General features: G+C 37.5%; 12 protein-coding genes. 1 reads left to right on the top strand and 11 read right to left on the bottom strand.

Features of this window, described 5'->3' with window-relative positions:
* The first annotated feature begins 3 nt into the window (after window positions 1-3).
* A complete protein-coding gene (gene mprF / locus A5866_RS03020; protein ID WP_086444425.1) occupies window positions 4-2,592 on the top strand; it encodes a bifunctional lysylphosphatidylglycerol flippase/synthetase MprF in 2,589 nt (862 codons plus the stop codon).
* A gap of 42 nt (window positions 2,593-2,634) precedes the next feature.
* On the opposite strand, the gene A5866_RS03025 is transcribed toward mprF, so the two are convergent.
* The 11 genes from A5866_RS03025 to A5866_RS03075 all read right to left on the bottom strand — a co-directional run bounded on the left by A5866_RS03025 (window position 2,635) and on the right by A5866_RS03075 (window position 13,598).
* On the bottom strand, window positions 2,635-3,510 hold the full coding sequence (locus A5866_RS03025; RefSeq protein WP_086444424.1) for a PhzF family phenazine biosynthesis protein: 876 nt from the start codon (window positions 3,508-3,510) through the stop codon (window positions 2,635-2,637).
* Window positions 3,511-3,592: 82 nt separating this feature from the next.
* Window positions 3,593-4,780: an elongation factor Tu gene (gene tuf / locus A5866_RS03030; RefSeq protein ID WP_086444423.1), complete on the bottom strand. Its 1,188-nt coding sequence runs from the start codon at window positions 4,778-4,780 to the stop codon at window positions 3,593-3,595.
* Window positions 4,781-5,094: 314 nt separating this feature from the next.
* Entirely contained in the window at window positions 5,095-5,295 is a 201-nt protein-coding gene (locus A5866_RS03035) for a hypothetical protein (RefSeq protein ID WP_140335126.1), read from the bottom strand.
* Window positions 5,296-5,308: 13 nt separating this feature from the next.
* A complete protein-coding gene (locus A5866_RS03040; protein ID WP_086444422.1) occupies window positions 5,309-5,626 on the bottom strand; it encodes a hypothetical protein in 318 nt (105 codons plus the stop codon).
* 387 nt (window positions 5,627-6,013) lie between these two features.
* Window positions 6,014-8,008 carry an N-acetylglucosamine-specific PTS transporter subunit IIBC gene (gene nagE, locus A5866_RS03045; RefSeq protein ID WP_086444421.1) on the bottom strand — a complete coding sequence of 665 codons (1,995 nt, stop codon included), beginning with the start codon at window positions 8,006-8,008 and terminating at the stop codon, window positions 6,014-6,016.
* A gap of 21 nt (window positions 8,009-8,029) precedes the next feature.
* Entirely contained in the window at window positions 8,030-8,863 is an 834-nt protein-coding gene (locus A5866_RS03050; protein WP_086279392.1) for a PRD domain-containing protein, read from the bottom strand.
* Window positions 8,864-9,164: 301 nt separating this feature from the next.
* Window positions 9,165-9,797 carry a DNA-directed RNA polymerase subunit delta gene (gene rpoE / locus A5866_RS03055; protein WP_176271434.1) on the bottom strand — a complete coding sequence of 211 codons (633 nt, stop codon included), beginning with the start codon at window positions 9,795-9,797 and terminating at the stop codon, window positions 9,165-9,167.
* A 75-nt stretch (window positions 9,798-9,872) separates the two neighbouring features.
* Entirely contained in the window at window positions 9,873-10,307 is a 435-nt protein-coding gene (locus A5866_RS03060) for a DUF1934 domain-containing protein (protein ID WP_086444420.1), read from the bottom strand.
* 362 nt (window positions 10,308-10,669) lie between these two features.
* Window positions 10,670-11,611, bottom strand: a complete 942-nt coding sequence (locus tag A5866_RS03065; protein WP_086279389.1) for a sugar-binding transcriptional regulator — start codon at window positions 11,609-11,611, stop codon at window positions 10,670-10,672.
* Between the two features lie 2 nt (window positions 11,612-11,613).
* Entirely contained in the window at window positions 11,614-12,603 is a 990-nt protein-coding gene (locus A5866_RS03070) for an alpha-ketoacid dehydrogenase subunit beta (RefSeq protein WP_086444419.1), read from the bottom strand.
* Window positions 12,600-13,598 carry a thiamine pyrophosphate-dependent dehydrogenase E1 component subunit alpha gene (locus A5866_RS03075; RefSeq protein WP_086444418.1) on the bottom strand — a complete coding sequence of 333 codons (999 nt, stop codon included), beginning with the start codon at window positions 13,596-13,598 and terminating at the stop codon, window positions 12,600-12,602. The genes A5866_RS03070 and A5866_RS03075 overlap by 4 nt, the downstream gene beginning before the upstream one ends.
* Between the last annotated feature and the right edge of the window lie 144 nt (window positions 13,599-13,742).

Raw genomic sequence — 13,742 nt, forward strand, 5'->3', positions numbered from 1 at the left:
TGCATGAAAAAAATACTACAATGGGTGAAAGACCATGTTAGCTATTTTAAAAGTATCTTTATTTTTTCAGTTGTGATTATTATTATTCGTGAATTACTATCAATCAGTAAAACGATCTCGCTTAGTCAATTAACTGCCATTTTTCAGGATATTGCGTTATGGAAAGTCTTACTCATGTTTTTAATTGGTCTAATTGCGGTTCTTCCTATGATTGGCTATGACGTGATCTTAAATAATATTTTAAAACAAAAACCAAAAAGACTTTTCCTCCTAGAAAGTAGTTGGATGATCAATACGATCAATAATATTGCTGGATTTGGCGGTTTGATCAGCATTGGCTTACGTTCAGAGTTTTATGGGAAAGAAAAAGACGGAAAATCAGTCGTTCGAGCACTTTCAAAAATTTTGGTTTTTCTTATGTCAGGTTTATCTATATACAGCTTACTTGCCTTTTTTTTAGTTATGTTTGGTCATACCAATGATTATTTGCAACAATATTGGATTTGGCTGATTGGCGGCGGCTTGTATTTTCCTGTTGTTTTGATTGCAAGTTTGCTTAGAAAAGATGAATATATTGGTGATATTGATACTAAAACACGTACTGGTCTTATTTTAACGTCTTTTTTAGAATGGACAGGTGTTTTAGGTAGCTTCTTACTGATTGGTATGTTGATGGGTGTTAAAATTAACCCACTGCAAGTTATGCCCCTTTTCATCGCTGCTTCCGTAATTGGGATCGTATCAATGATTCCAGGTGAATTAGGTAGTTTTGATATTATGATGATTATTGGTCTATCAGCATTAGGAATCGATCGAGAAGTTGTGATTGCTTGGATTTTACTTTATCGCTTATTCTACTACATTATTCCTTTTATGATCGGTGCCATTTTCTTTATAAAAAATCTAAGTCACAGTTTGAATACACGTTATTCCGGGATTCCAAGAGAGCTATCAACGGAATTAGCACATAAATTTGTTGTTTTCCTAATGTATTTTTCTGGTGTTATGATTGTTCTTTCCGCAACGATTCCTGAGGCATTCAGTCACTTTAAGTGGTTAAAACAGTTAAATCCCCTCTCGTTTCACTTGATTACACAGCTTCCTGCGATTTTACTTGGTTTTTTATTATTGATCACAGGACGAGGAATTGCGGCTCGGGTCAAACGGGCTTATCTTCCAACGATTGGGTTAATTTTAGTCACATTGATTTACACCTTTATCAAAGATTTTAGTTGGGGTGTAATTATTTTTCTGACACTTTTGCTCGTGATCATTGTATTTTCAAAGAGAGAACTATTTAGAGAACAACTTGTATACTCATGGGAAATGGTGACCATCGATGGAATTATCTTTCTTGCGTTGACCATCTTATATATCGTGATCGGCGTATATAATCTACCGACATTTCCTCACCGCAAACATCATTTTATTGAGTTCTTTTTGTTTCCATCAGAAAAAATTTGGTTTTCGGGTTTTGTAGGTATTTTACTAGTAACACTATTTAGTTACTTATTCATTCGTTATCTTGAAGGGAAACGTCATAAAATCGGGCTTCCATTGGATGAAGAACGAGCAATGCATCTGTTAAAGACTTACGGAGGAAATACCGATAGTCAACTAATTTTTCTTAAAGATAAAGATATGTATATCTATACAGACCAAAATGGTGAAGATACTGTGTTGTTACAATTTAAAACCCTAAATAATAAATGCGTTGTAATGGGTGATCCTTCTGGTAAAAAAGAAGACTTCTCAATTGCCGTGGAACAGTTCATCAATGAGACAGACCGCTGGGGCTATCTTCCTGTATTCTATGAGGCCTCTGAAGAAGTGGTGATGTTTTTACATGAATTTGGCTATGACTTTATCAAAATGGGTGAAGAAGCTCACGTTGACCTCCCTAATTTCACATTATCAGGGAAGAAAATGAAAAGTGAGCGAGCCGTCATGAATCGTTTTACAAAAGAAGATTATCGCTTCGAAGTGCTCTCCCCGCCTTTTTCTAAGGAACTTATGAGCGAGTTACGACAAGTTTCTGACGAGTGGCTAGGTAGCCGTAAGGAAAAAGGCTTCTCGTTGGGATTCTTTTCTGAGAGTTACTTACAACGTGGTAAAATCGCGGTTGCAAAAAATCAAGAGGATCACGTTATTGCCTTCGCAAATATCATGCCTACGTACACCAAAGAAGAAGGTACGATCGACTTGATGCGCTATAGTAAAAAAGCACCTTCTGGGGTGATGGATTATTTATTTATTTCTTTATTCAACTATATGAACGAGGAAGGATTCAACTACTTCAATTTAGGTATGGCACCTTTATCCAATGTAGGAACATCTAAAAAAAGTTTTATCCAAGAACGAATTGCGTATCTTGTTTATGAATTTGGCTCACGTTTTTATTCATTCCAAGGATTACGTGATTATAAAGAAAAATACGCTACTGAGTGGGTATCTAGATATACTCTGTATTCAAGAGACAGTTTTATTGCCTACGTGATGATTGCTTTATTGATCATAGACAACGCTCCAATTGAAAAACAACGAAAAGTACATGGGGTTCGTCGGATTCTTAGAAATAGATACCAACGATAAAATGAACAGAGGAGAACTAAAATCATCTAATTCTCCTCTGTTTTATATAATTATGTCAAATGCTTTATTTAGAGTCGCGGTACCTGAAATACTGACCTGGTGCCCAACTTCTTCATCTCGACTAACCTGTACTAAAACGGTTCCTTCACTTTTAACGTGTTTTCCTTGTGAGACGCTGATTTCTTTCTTTTGGTCATGCTTGTATAAGTGATTCAATACATAAGCCCCCATCACTCCGGAAGCTGTTCCTGTAACTGAATCTTCTGTCGTTCCAGAAAACGGTGAGGAAAAATGTCTGGCAGTGAACATTGCTTCCTGTTCTGAAACAATCGAAAATGGATGGATCGATGATTTAGGCATCTCTGTTAAAACATCTGGAAACATTGACAGTTTGGGGTTCATTTTATCTAAAATCGTTGCATCCACTACTGGTAGAATCAAGGTCCATGAGCCAGTATTTCCGTACTGAATAGGTAAAGTTGGATGCAGATCAATCGGTTTAATGACAAGGCTTTGACAAAGTGCTAATGGATCTCCTTGAAAATCAATGAATGTTGGCTTTGCCTGGTTCATTGTAATTCTTTGCCCCGTTTTCTCATATACTATTGGTAGAATTCCGGCTCCTGTCTCGATTTGTAACTGTTGGTCTTCTGCTCCACTGTATAAGGCGAAAATCGCACCTATTGTCGCATGTCCGCAGAGTGGTGTTTCATGACCTGGCGTAAAATATCTTAATTTTAACGTAGCTGCTTTATTTTCACTTTCACAAATAAATACTGTCTCGTTAAAACCAACTTTCTTAGCGATTTTCTGCATTTCTTCAGTCGTATATTTATCACCTTCAAAGACGACTCCAGCTGGATTCCCTTGTCCCGCAATTGTTGTAAATGCATCTATTTGTACAACCTTACACTTCATTTTTTTAACTCCTTGCTTTTTGTCAAATAGTATAGCATAAAAAAAGAATCTCCGATAAATAGCATCAAAGATTCTTTTTTATTTATTTTTCTATTTCAGTCACAATACCTGAGCCGACTGTTCGTCCACCTTCACGAATTGAAAAGGTTGTTCCTTGCTCTACTGCGATTGGATGGATCAATTCTACATCGATCGTAATATTGTCACCTGGCATGACCATCTCAACGCCGTCTGGTAGCTCCACGACTCCCGTTACATCGGTTGTACGGAAATAAAATTGTGGACGGTAATTTGTGAAGAATGGTGTGTGTCGTCCGCCTTCTTCTTTTGTTAATACATAAACTTCGGCAATAAATTTTGTATGAGGCGTAATGGATCCTGGTTTTGCAATTACTTGACCACGTTCAATTTCATCACGAGTGATTCCTCTCAAAAGCACACCAACATTGTCGCCTGCTTCACCGTAGTCTAATGTTTTACGGAACATTTCGATTCCTGTAACAACTGCTTTTTTCGTATCGGGTTTGATCCCTACGATTTCGATTTCATCCCCAACACTTACTTTTCCACGATCGATTCGACCAGATGCTACAGTTCCTCGACCTGTGATTGAAAAGACATCTTCCACTGGTAACAACAGTGGTTTGTCTGTATCTCTTTCTGGCGTTGGAATATATTCATCTACAGTGTCCATCAATTCCATGATTGCCGCTTCTGCAGTTGGATCACCTTGTAATGCTTTTAAAGCAGAACCTTTGATGATCGGTGTATCATCACCTGGGAAATTGTACTCATTTAACAACTCACGAACTTCCATCTCAACTAGGTCGATCAATTCATCATCATCCACTAGATCAGTTTTATTAAGAAAGACGATCAAATATTTCACCCCAACTTGGCGAGATAACAAGATATGTTCTCTCGTTTGCGGCATTGGACCATCTGTTGCAGATACGACTAAAATCGCACCATCCATTTGAGCTGCACCTGTAATCATATTTTTCACATAATCTGCGTGTCCTGGTGCATCAATATGAGCATAGTGGCGTGCTTCCGTTTCATACTCAACATGTGAGGTATTAATTGTAATTCCACGTTCACGTTCTTCTGGGGCTGCGTCAATACTAGCATAGTCTTGCGGGTTTGCTAGGCCTTTTTTCCCTAATACTGTGGTGATCGCAGCAGTCAATGTTGTCTTCCCATGATCGACATGTCCAATTGTGCCGATATTTACATGTGGTTTACTTCTGTCATAATGTTGTTTTGCCATAATTTTACAAACCTCCTATTTGGGTTAAAGGCTAAGTAGATGATCATTCGTTTGTTGACCATCTCTGACCTTTATAGTGTTATTATATACCTTCAAAAAAAATATACAACTTATTTGCTTACTATTTATAAGTAATGTTACTTAGAGAATAATGAAAAAAGAAAGAGCCTGAGACATAACTCAAAAAGTTATGTCTCAGGCTCTTCGTATCCGAATAAACGGTGGGGACAAAAGCAACTTCTTCCTAGTTCTCGGAGTTAAACACTTCTGTCCTAACCTCTTTCACTTTTCACTCCGTCACTTCTTTAAAATGTTTACTTTCTATAAAACTGATCCATCTTGATTTCAACTGCTTCGCCGCAAACATTAGCAAATTCTGCTGATAGTCGTCGAAGTTCAATTGCCTCATCTAATGAAAGATCTTCCGTTTGAAATTTTTCAATCAATCCTACTAATTGTTCTGTATTATCATTCATACCATTACCACCTTTATTCTCCATTAACCACTTGTTCATACACCTTTTCATCTTAAACAGTTAAGATAAACTGTTCTTTATAAGACTTGGTTGCTTCCTTTATTGACTCTATTAAATGAGATTCACAATCAATATAGAGAATAATTGCTTCAAATCGATCCTTTGTCTCTCTTAAAAAACGCGTTAAATCATCAAGTGTGTTTTGTTTTGTTATTGTTTCATATGCAGGCATTTGTTTTGCACGAATAAAATTATGTGGAATTGCTCCAGGGTACCCAATAATTGCAATTTTCTTCCCTGTGTGATCTTTCTTGACTAATTCCCAAATTTTGTCGATTTTCCTTGGATTGTTCCCTTTAATAATAATCATGTGATTTTGCTCCTTCATCTTTATCATATTTACCCAATATGACACAAAGAAACCGTATGATCATCAACTGGCACTTCTTTGTGTCCAGCGTTATTCATGCAAGATAATCTCCTCCTATTTTAAAAGCCTAGCGGGTTCGTTTAGCTCTAACAGTAAAATGGGAAAATTGACTGTGACGTTTTTTGTCACATTTCACTTTTATCTTTTTTCCTAAGAACTTCAATTCTTGGAGCTTTAGCTAATAGAAATTGATGGGATTAGAGCAAAGCATTAGCCCGTGTAGCTAGATAACATAAAACAAGTACAATCTAACCATATCATAGAAAAAAATAAATCAATAGAAAGAAAAAAGCTATCCGAGATTACTCTCAGATAGTCTTTCTTTTCTTATTTCACAGTCACTTTACCAATAGAATCATTGGCAGATACTGTTTGATTTCCTTTAGAAAGATCATAGTTTTCAACCACATCTTGGTTAGTGAAAACAACGATTAAATCAGATTTTTTACCAGCAGTTTCTAACGCTGCTAGATCGATTGTTGCAATTTTATCGCCTTGTTTCAAGACTTGACCTTCTTCAACATGTAAAGTAAAAGGCGCACCTTTTAATTCAACTGTATCTAAGCCCATATGCAACAATACTTCAATACCTGAATCAGTTTGGATTCCTAAAGCATGTTTTGTTGGGAAAATACTTGTGATTTTACCAGCAACAGGAGTTGTTACTTCACCATCAGTTGGAATGACCGCAAAACCGTCACCCATCATTTTCACGGAAAAAACATCGTCTTGTACTTCTGAAATTGGAATAACTTTTCCGTTGGCAACTGCGTATAATTCCGTTTCTTTTGTAGTTACTTTGGGAGCTTCGGCTTTCACCTCAGGCTTTTTTGCAGGTTCACCTGAAATTGGTGCTGAGCCGTTACGGATTTTATTCATTTCATCCGCTACGAATTGTACTTCAGTTCCGACGATTACTTGAATATTTGTATCATCGATTACTTTCACACCTGGAACGCCAGTTGCTTTAATTTTTGCTTGATCAACTTTGCCTGTATCTTTAACCGTTAAACGTAAACGAGTTGTACAGTTATCGATTGACGTAACGTTTTCATCAGCGCCAAGCCCTTGATAGATTCTATTTGCTAAGACTGCAAATTTATTATCGCCTGTAGTGTCTAAGTCTGGTGTTTCTTCACCCTCGCCTTCTTCACGTCCTGGAGTCATTAAATTAAATTTAGTGATTGCAAAACGGAAAGCAAAGTAATAAATTGCAGCTACAACTATACCTTGAACAACTAACATTAAAGGATGATTTGCTACTGGATTTTTTAGACTTAAGAAGAAGTCAACAAAACCTGCACTAAATGCGAATCCTGCTGTCCAATGCATAAATGCAGAGAACGCTAATGACAAACCAGTAAGTATAGCATGTACTACATATAAAGGCCATGCAACAAACATAAATGAAAATTCTAATGGTTCAGTTACACCTGTAAAGAATGAAGCGAATCCTGCTGCTAACATTAAAGAAGCTGTTACTTTTTTCTTCTCTGGGCGAGCACATTGATAGATTGCGAACGCTCCCGCTGGTAAACCAAACATCATTACTGGGAAGAAACCAGCCTGATACATGCCAGTTTGACCAATAATTGCTTTACCTGAATCTAAAGCTTGTTGTCCAGCCAAAAAGTTACCAATATCATTGATATTTGCAACGTCAAACCAGAATACTGAATTCAAGGCATGGTGCAATCCTGTTGGAATCAATAGACGGTTAAAGAATCCATATAAACCAGCTCCAACAAAACCTAAACTAGAGATTGCTTCACCAAATGCAACTAATCCATTATAAACAACTGGCCAGATGAATAATAGTACAAATGAAATGACTAACATAGCAATAGCTGACATAATTGGAACTAGACGTTTACCACTAAAGAATGAAAGAGCCATTGGCAATTTCACATTATGGAACTTATTATACATTGCAGCAGCTGTTAAACCAGCTACGATTCCAACAAAAACATTGTTTCCCATGCTGTTGAATGCTGGACTTACATCAGAAATGTCTTTTAATCCCATTAAAGATTGAACAGAAGCTGTACTCAAAATAGCTTTTGGTACTAAATATGCAACTAACCCTGCAAGTGCTGCAGAACCGTCTTTATCTTTTGACATACCTAAAGCTAAACCAACAGCGAATAATAATGCCAAGTTATCAAGAATAGCTAATCCGCCATTCATTAAAAATGTTGTTGCAGCACTTGGTCCAACAGTTCCTACAATCCAATTTGCAATCCCCACTAATAGAGAAGCAGCTGGTAATACAGCTACAGGAAGCATCAATGAGCGTCCCATTCTTTGCATATATGCTTTCATTTTTGTATCTCCCCTTGTCTTTTATTTGATCATCTTCAGCCGTTCAATATGAATAGCTAGATAACCTAATTCCTCGTTTGGTACTTGATAGTGAAAATTTCTCATTAACAAAACTTGAACTTTTTTCGATATCTCATAACTTTCTGCGTATTTCTTCCTTACGACATCCAAAATCTCATCGTCTAACACTGCATACTGACTTTGTTGAAAACGGTGAATAAACAATCGTAAATGATTCACTAGTCGCGAATAACTCAGACTCATCTTTTCATCATGGATGTTGATTCCTAATTCCTGCTCGATTAAATGAATAATTTCTGAAACGATTGTGACCTCACGAATACTTTTACTATTATCCGTACGACCACTACGAGCACTATGAATATGGATCGCAATGTAGCCTGCTTCATCATAACTAAATGGAATTTCTAACGTTTGCGTCAAATAATCCACCGCCCACTGTGCTATTGAGAACTCTTCTGTATAAAGAATCTCGATTTCATTTAAAAGCTTATTTCGCACAATGATATTATTTTGGATATTTTCAGCTGCAAACGCAATATGATCACTTAAACCAATATTGATATGTTCATTCAGCTTTTCACCAAGAATCGTCTCAGCATGAGCAATGATTTCTTCTGTGACAAAAAAATACTTTTCATCGATTTGTGATAATAAAACTTGAAGCTTTTTCAAGCCTTCAGGTTCCATCACAAACATTCGCTCCACTTGTTGTGGGGATAACAAATCATTTTTCTTTTTGTTAAAGCCCACGCCTTTGCCAACAGCTACTTTTTCTTGTTCTTTGTCGATGACGAGTACAGCATTTTGATTGAGCACCTTTTTAATTTTCATAAACATTCCTCTTCTGCAGAAGTAGATTGTCCGCTAACTTGCACCAAGACAACAAAAAAAGCATAGAACAATCCCGTCAAAATATGAGTATATCATATTTATTTGAAATTCTTCCATGCCTAGTATTATCTAGTCACATGAAAACGCTATTTGTTTTTGTTAACAGTGATAGTTTACAAAGATATAGACCATTTGTCAATCATTTTGATTCATTTTTTCTTCTTATTTCAAAAATCCATCAATTTATAGTTTAGACAGAAAAAAAAGAGTAGTCTCTATACGAGACCACTCCTGTTACATTTTATGCTTCTTCTTCAGGATCGGCATATTCATCTTCGTCATCGAAGTCATCATCCACATCATCTTCATCAATAATGGTCAGATCTTCTTCAATTCCTGGTAACTCTTCTTCTTCGTCATCAGAATCTGCACCGATTTCTTGCAGGTCTGAATTATAAGCTTTGATCTCTTCATCTTCTTCATCGTCGTCATCATCATAAAGAATATCGTCATCGTCTTCATCCGTTAATTCAGCATCTTCCGGATCATCATCGTTGTAGTCGATCACATCTTCATCATTGGCATCAATAATAAAGGCGTTGACTTTCTTACGTTTTCTACGGCGAGGTTTGTCTTCTTCATCTTCATCCAAACCATGTGTTACTTCTTCGTCGATAGAATCAATTGGATACCATGAGCGCAAGCCCCAACGGTTATCTCCAAGAGAGATAAAACTGCCATCAATATTTAAGTCAGTATAAAATTGTGCTAAAGAGTCACGAATTTCGCTGTCAGATTTTCCAAGATAGTTTTGAATTTGGTTTACTAAATCAGAGAAGTCCATCACATCTTCACGTTGTTCTAAAATTGCGTGCGCAACTTCGATCATGGATAATTCATCTTTGTTCAACCCGTCAAATACATTAATTTCCAAACGGTACACGTCCTTTCACAGTCTACTCCTTATCATACAAAAACATGAAGAAAAAATCAATTGATTATTGCATAATTAAGTAGTAAATTCTAGTTCTAAATGATATTCCCCTATTTTTTCTGCCTGAGAGTATAAATCATAATCAATCAAAATACTACCAGCAACTGGCTGATCTTTCAAACTAAAACGTAAATTACGGGTAAAAGTCGTGATTTGGAATAGCCCATAAGGTGTTTTATAGCTCGTTTCCAAGCGTTCCTGATAAGCAAATTTCAAACGCATTCTCAGACCACCTGCCCGAATCAATTGAATCTTACCGTCTGGCTCAACTTTGATTGTTACAGGTACAGGTTCGCCCTCTTCCTGTTCCTCTTTGTAGCGAATATACAAAGTATCGCCAATCTTTACGATTTGACCTTCTAAATCAAAATAAAAATTCTTTTTCTCACCAGCTTGATCCACAACTGTTTTCAATTGAATAGATACTGGCGTTCCTTGTGATAAATCCATTAGAACACTCTCCTTAAGTTAAAAGGTGAATAGGCTCGCTTAGACTTGACAGAAAAATAGGAAAAATGAATTGTGACGCTTTTGGTCACACTTCATTTTTGTCTTTTTTCCGAAAGTTTAGCCTATAAACCTAGATAGAATTAAAAGCATAGCGGACTCGTTCTGACTCGACTGAAAAATAGGAAATCATGACTGAGATGTTTTTTACCTCATTCATGATTTATCTTTTTTCCGAGAGACTAGTCCGTGAAGCTAGATAGAGTTAAAAGCGTAGCGGGCTCATCCAGCTCTGACAGGAAAATAGGAAAAATGAACCATAACACTTTTATCCTTAGTACATTCTATCCTTTTTCCGCACGATTTCAAGCCAAAGCTTCCGCAATCGTTTGATCAATAACTAAAATAGAACAACAGCGCCCAATCAATAATGGTTTGATGCCCTCTGCTTTTTCCTCACCGCAGCCAATCACCATTACATCTGGTATGTTGACTAAATCCTCTACCTTAATGCCTAACATTCGCTGGCTTATTTCATTGTTGACTGTTTGGCCATTTTTGTCAAATAAGGATGCTACAGCATCCCCTTTGACCCCCGTTTCTTTAATAATCTGTAATTCATTTGCTTCGATATATCCAAGTCGTTTCCAAGTAGAGCTTTCGTTTGGATTTCCTACGCCGATAATCGCAAAGTCAACATGCTTTGCTTGCTCCAGAGCTTTACTAACCAATTGAGACTTATTTAAAACCGTGGCTAATTCAATACTTTCAGCTAATGCTGGGGCATAAAAATACTGGCAACGACTATTGAGCTTTTCAGCTAATCTGAAAACTAAATGGTTTGTATCAAAGTAAAGATGCTCACTAGAGACACCACCGACTAAAGGAGCAATGTTGATCGTTGGAAATGAAGAATAGGGCATCTCATCAATCATATCTGCTAGTGTTGTACCCCATGATAAACCGATGTTCATCTCGACATTCAATCGTTCTTTAAGATAAAATGCCGCAATTCGGCTGACCTCTTTTTTGACTGATTGACTTTGTTTTTGTTCATTTGTAGGAACTACGATTACGTCATCAAGTTGGTATTTTTGCTCAAGACGCAACCCTAACTCAACCGCATATGCAGATTCATCCTTGATTGAAATGGAAACAACCCCTGATTCTTTTGCCTGTTGTAAAATTTTTGATATAACTGGTCGAGAGATCCCCATTTTTTTAGCAATTATGGCTTGTGTCAACCCTTGCTCGTAATACATCGTGACGATTTTCAACATTTTTCTACGATCTTCACTAATTTTCATCGTTAATTGTCAACCTCTTTCATTAGTTGTTCCACGGCTTGAACTAACGAATCGATTTGAGGTATTGCATGGGCCTCTAACGTTTTTTGAGCAGGCATTGGTACAAATTCCCCGCCTAATCGGACGATTGGTGCTTTCAACTTCAGACTGATTTTAGACTCGGCGATGATTGAAACTAGTTCACCACTAAATCCGCTATTTTTAACTGCTTCTGTTGCGATGATTACTCGATTCGTTTTTTCGACTGAAGTTAATAGTGTTTCTTCATCTAAGGGAACCAAAGTTCTTGGATCAATGACTTCCACTGAAATTCCTTTTTCTTTTACGATTTCAGCAGCGGCTAAAGATTTACTGACCATGATCCCTGTCGCAATAATCGTAACATCATTCCCTACTCGTTTAACATCAGCCACACCGATCGGTATCGTGTAAGATTCTGCTGGTACGACGCCCTCCGTTTGATATAATAGTTTGTGTTCATAAAACATAACAGGGTTATTGTCTTTTATTGCAGCGTGAAGCAAGCCTTTTGCATCGTAAGGCGTAGTTGGTTGGATCACTTTTAAGCCTGGAATATGTGCCATCCAATTTTCCAAGCTTTGAGAGTGTTGAGCCGCAGCTCCTGTACCTGATCCAGCTGCTGTCCGCATTACAAGAGGAACATTCGCTTTTCCACCGTACATATAATGGATTTTCGCTGCTTGATTGACCAACTGATCCATTGCCACAGTAATAAAATCAGAAAATTGTAATTCCATTATGGGACGCATACCGGTCATAGCCGCGCCTACCGCAGCACCTGCAATAGCACTCTCAGAGATTGGTGTATCACGAACACGTTGTTTTCCATATTTTTCTTGAAGTCCGCTGGTGGCACCAAAGCCGCCACCATATACCCCAATATCTTCACCTAAAAGAAACACTTGCTCATCTTGTGCCAACGCTTCATCTAGTGCTTCATTGATTGCTTGTAAATACGTGACTGTTCTCATATTTTTTCCTCCGCATAAACATGAGTCCATAAATCTGCTTTCGTGGGCTCATCATCTAATTTTACTGAGGCGACTAAATCAGCCATTTCTTGTCGGATCGATTGTTCTAACTGTCTGATTCCCTTGCTTGTAATTTCATTATGTTCAAGCAGTTTTTTTTCTAAGCGTAAAATAGGGTCATTGTGTTCTTGCCACTGACGACACTCATCATCTGATCGGTACTTCAACTTATCTGATTTTGAATGACCTTTGTGGCGATAGGTCAACGCTTCGATTAGTGTCGGTCCACCACCGTTTCTGGCTTTCTTCACTGCTTTAGAAACAGTATTTGAGACAACTGATAGATCGTTGCCATCAATCGTTATACCTTGGATACCGTAGCTTTTCCCACGCTCAGACAATTTCTCTATGTTGACCATTTGTTCGATCGAACTACTCATTCCATATTGATTATTTTCAATGAAATAAATAACTGGTAATTGCCAAATAGAGGCCAAGTTTAAAGCTTCGTGAAAACTACCCTCATTGGTCGCGCCATCTCCAGCATAGCAAAGGACAACTTGTTTTGTTCCTTGCATTTGGGCACTCAAAGCTGCCCCTGCCGCAATAGGAAAGCCTGCGCCCACGATACCATTTGAGCCTAGATTTCCTACTGCAAGATCTGCAATATGCATGCTGCCTCCTTTGCCTTCATTTGTCCCTGTTTTTTTCCCCAGCATCTCAGCAAACATACTTCTAATATCTGTCCCTTTAGCGATACAGTGGCCGTGATTTCTATGCGTGGAAACGATCCAGTCGCTTTCGTTTAAGAGACTTGCGCCACCAACTGCCGTTGCTTCTTGTCCGATACACAAATGCATCGTTCCGTATAGCTCCCCAGCATCAAAAAGTTCTTGAAGCGTTTCTTCAAAAATTCGTATTTGCCACATTTTCTTTAATGCCTCTAGCTCATCAATTGATGTGGTTGGCTCCTCTTTTACAGTTACTTGTTTCATTTTCTCGCTCCTTTTTACAATTGTTCCCTCCCGAATCATATGTAAACATTCTATAGTTTTCTTTAAGCGATAGCAAGATTTTCTCGTCAATTTTTGGTTTTCCTTAAAAATTCTCTCTTTTCCAAGTCATTTCTGCTCAGATTT

The organism is Enterococcus sp. 12C11_DIV0727 (assembly GCF_002148425.2).
Lineage (GTDB): Bacteria > Bacillota > Bacilli > Lactobacillales > Enterococcaceae > Enterococcus_L > Enterococcus_L lemimoniae.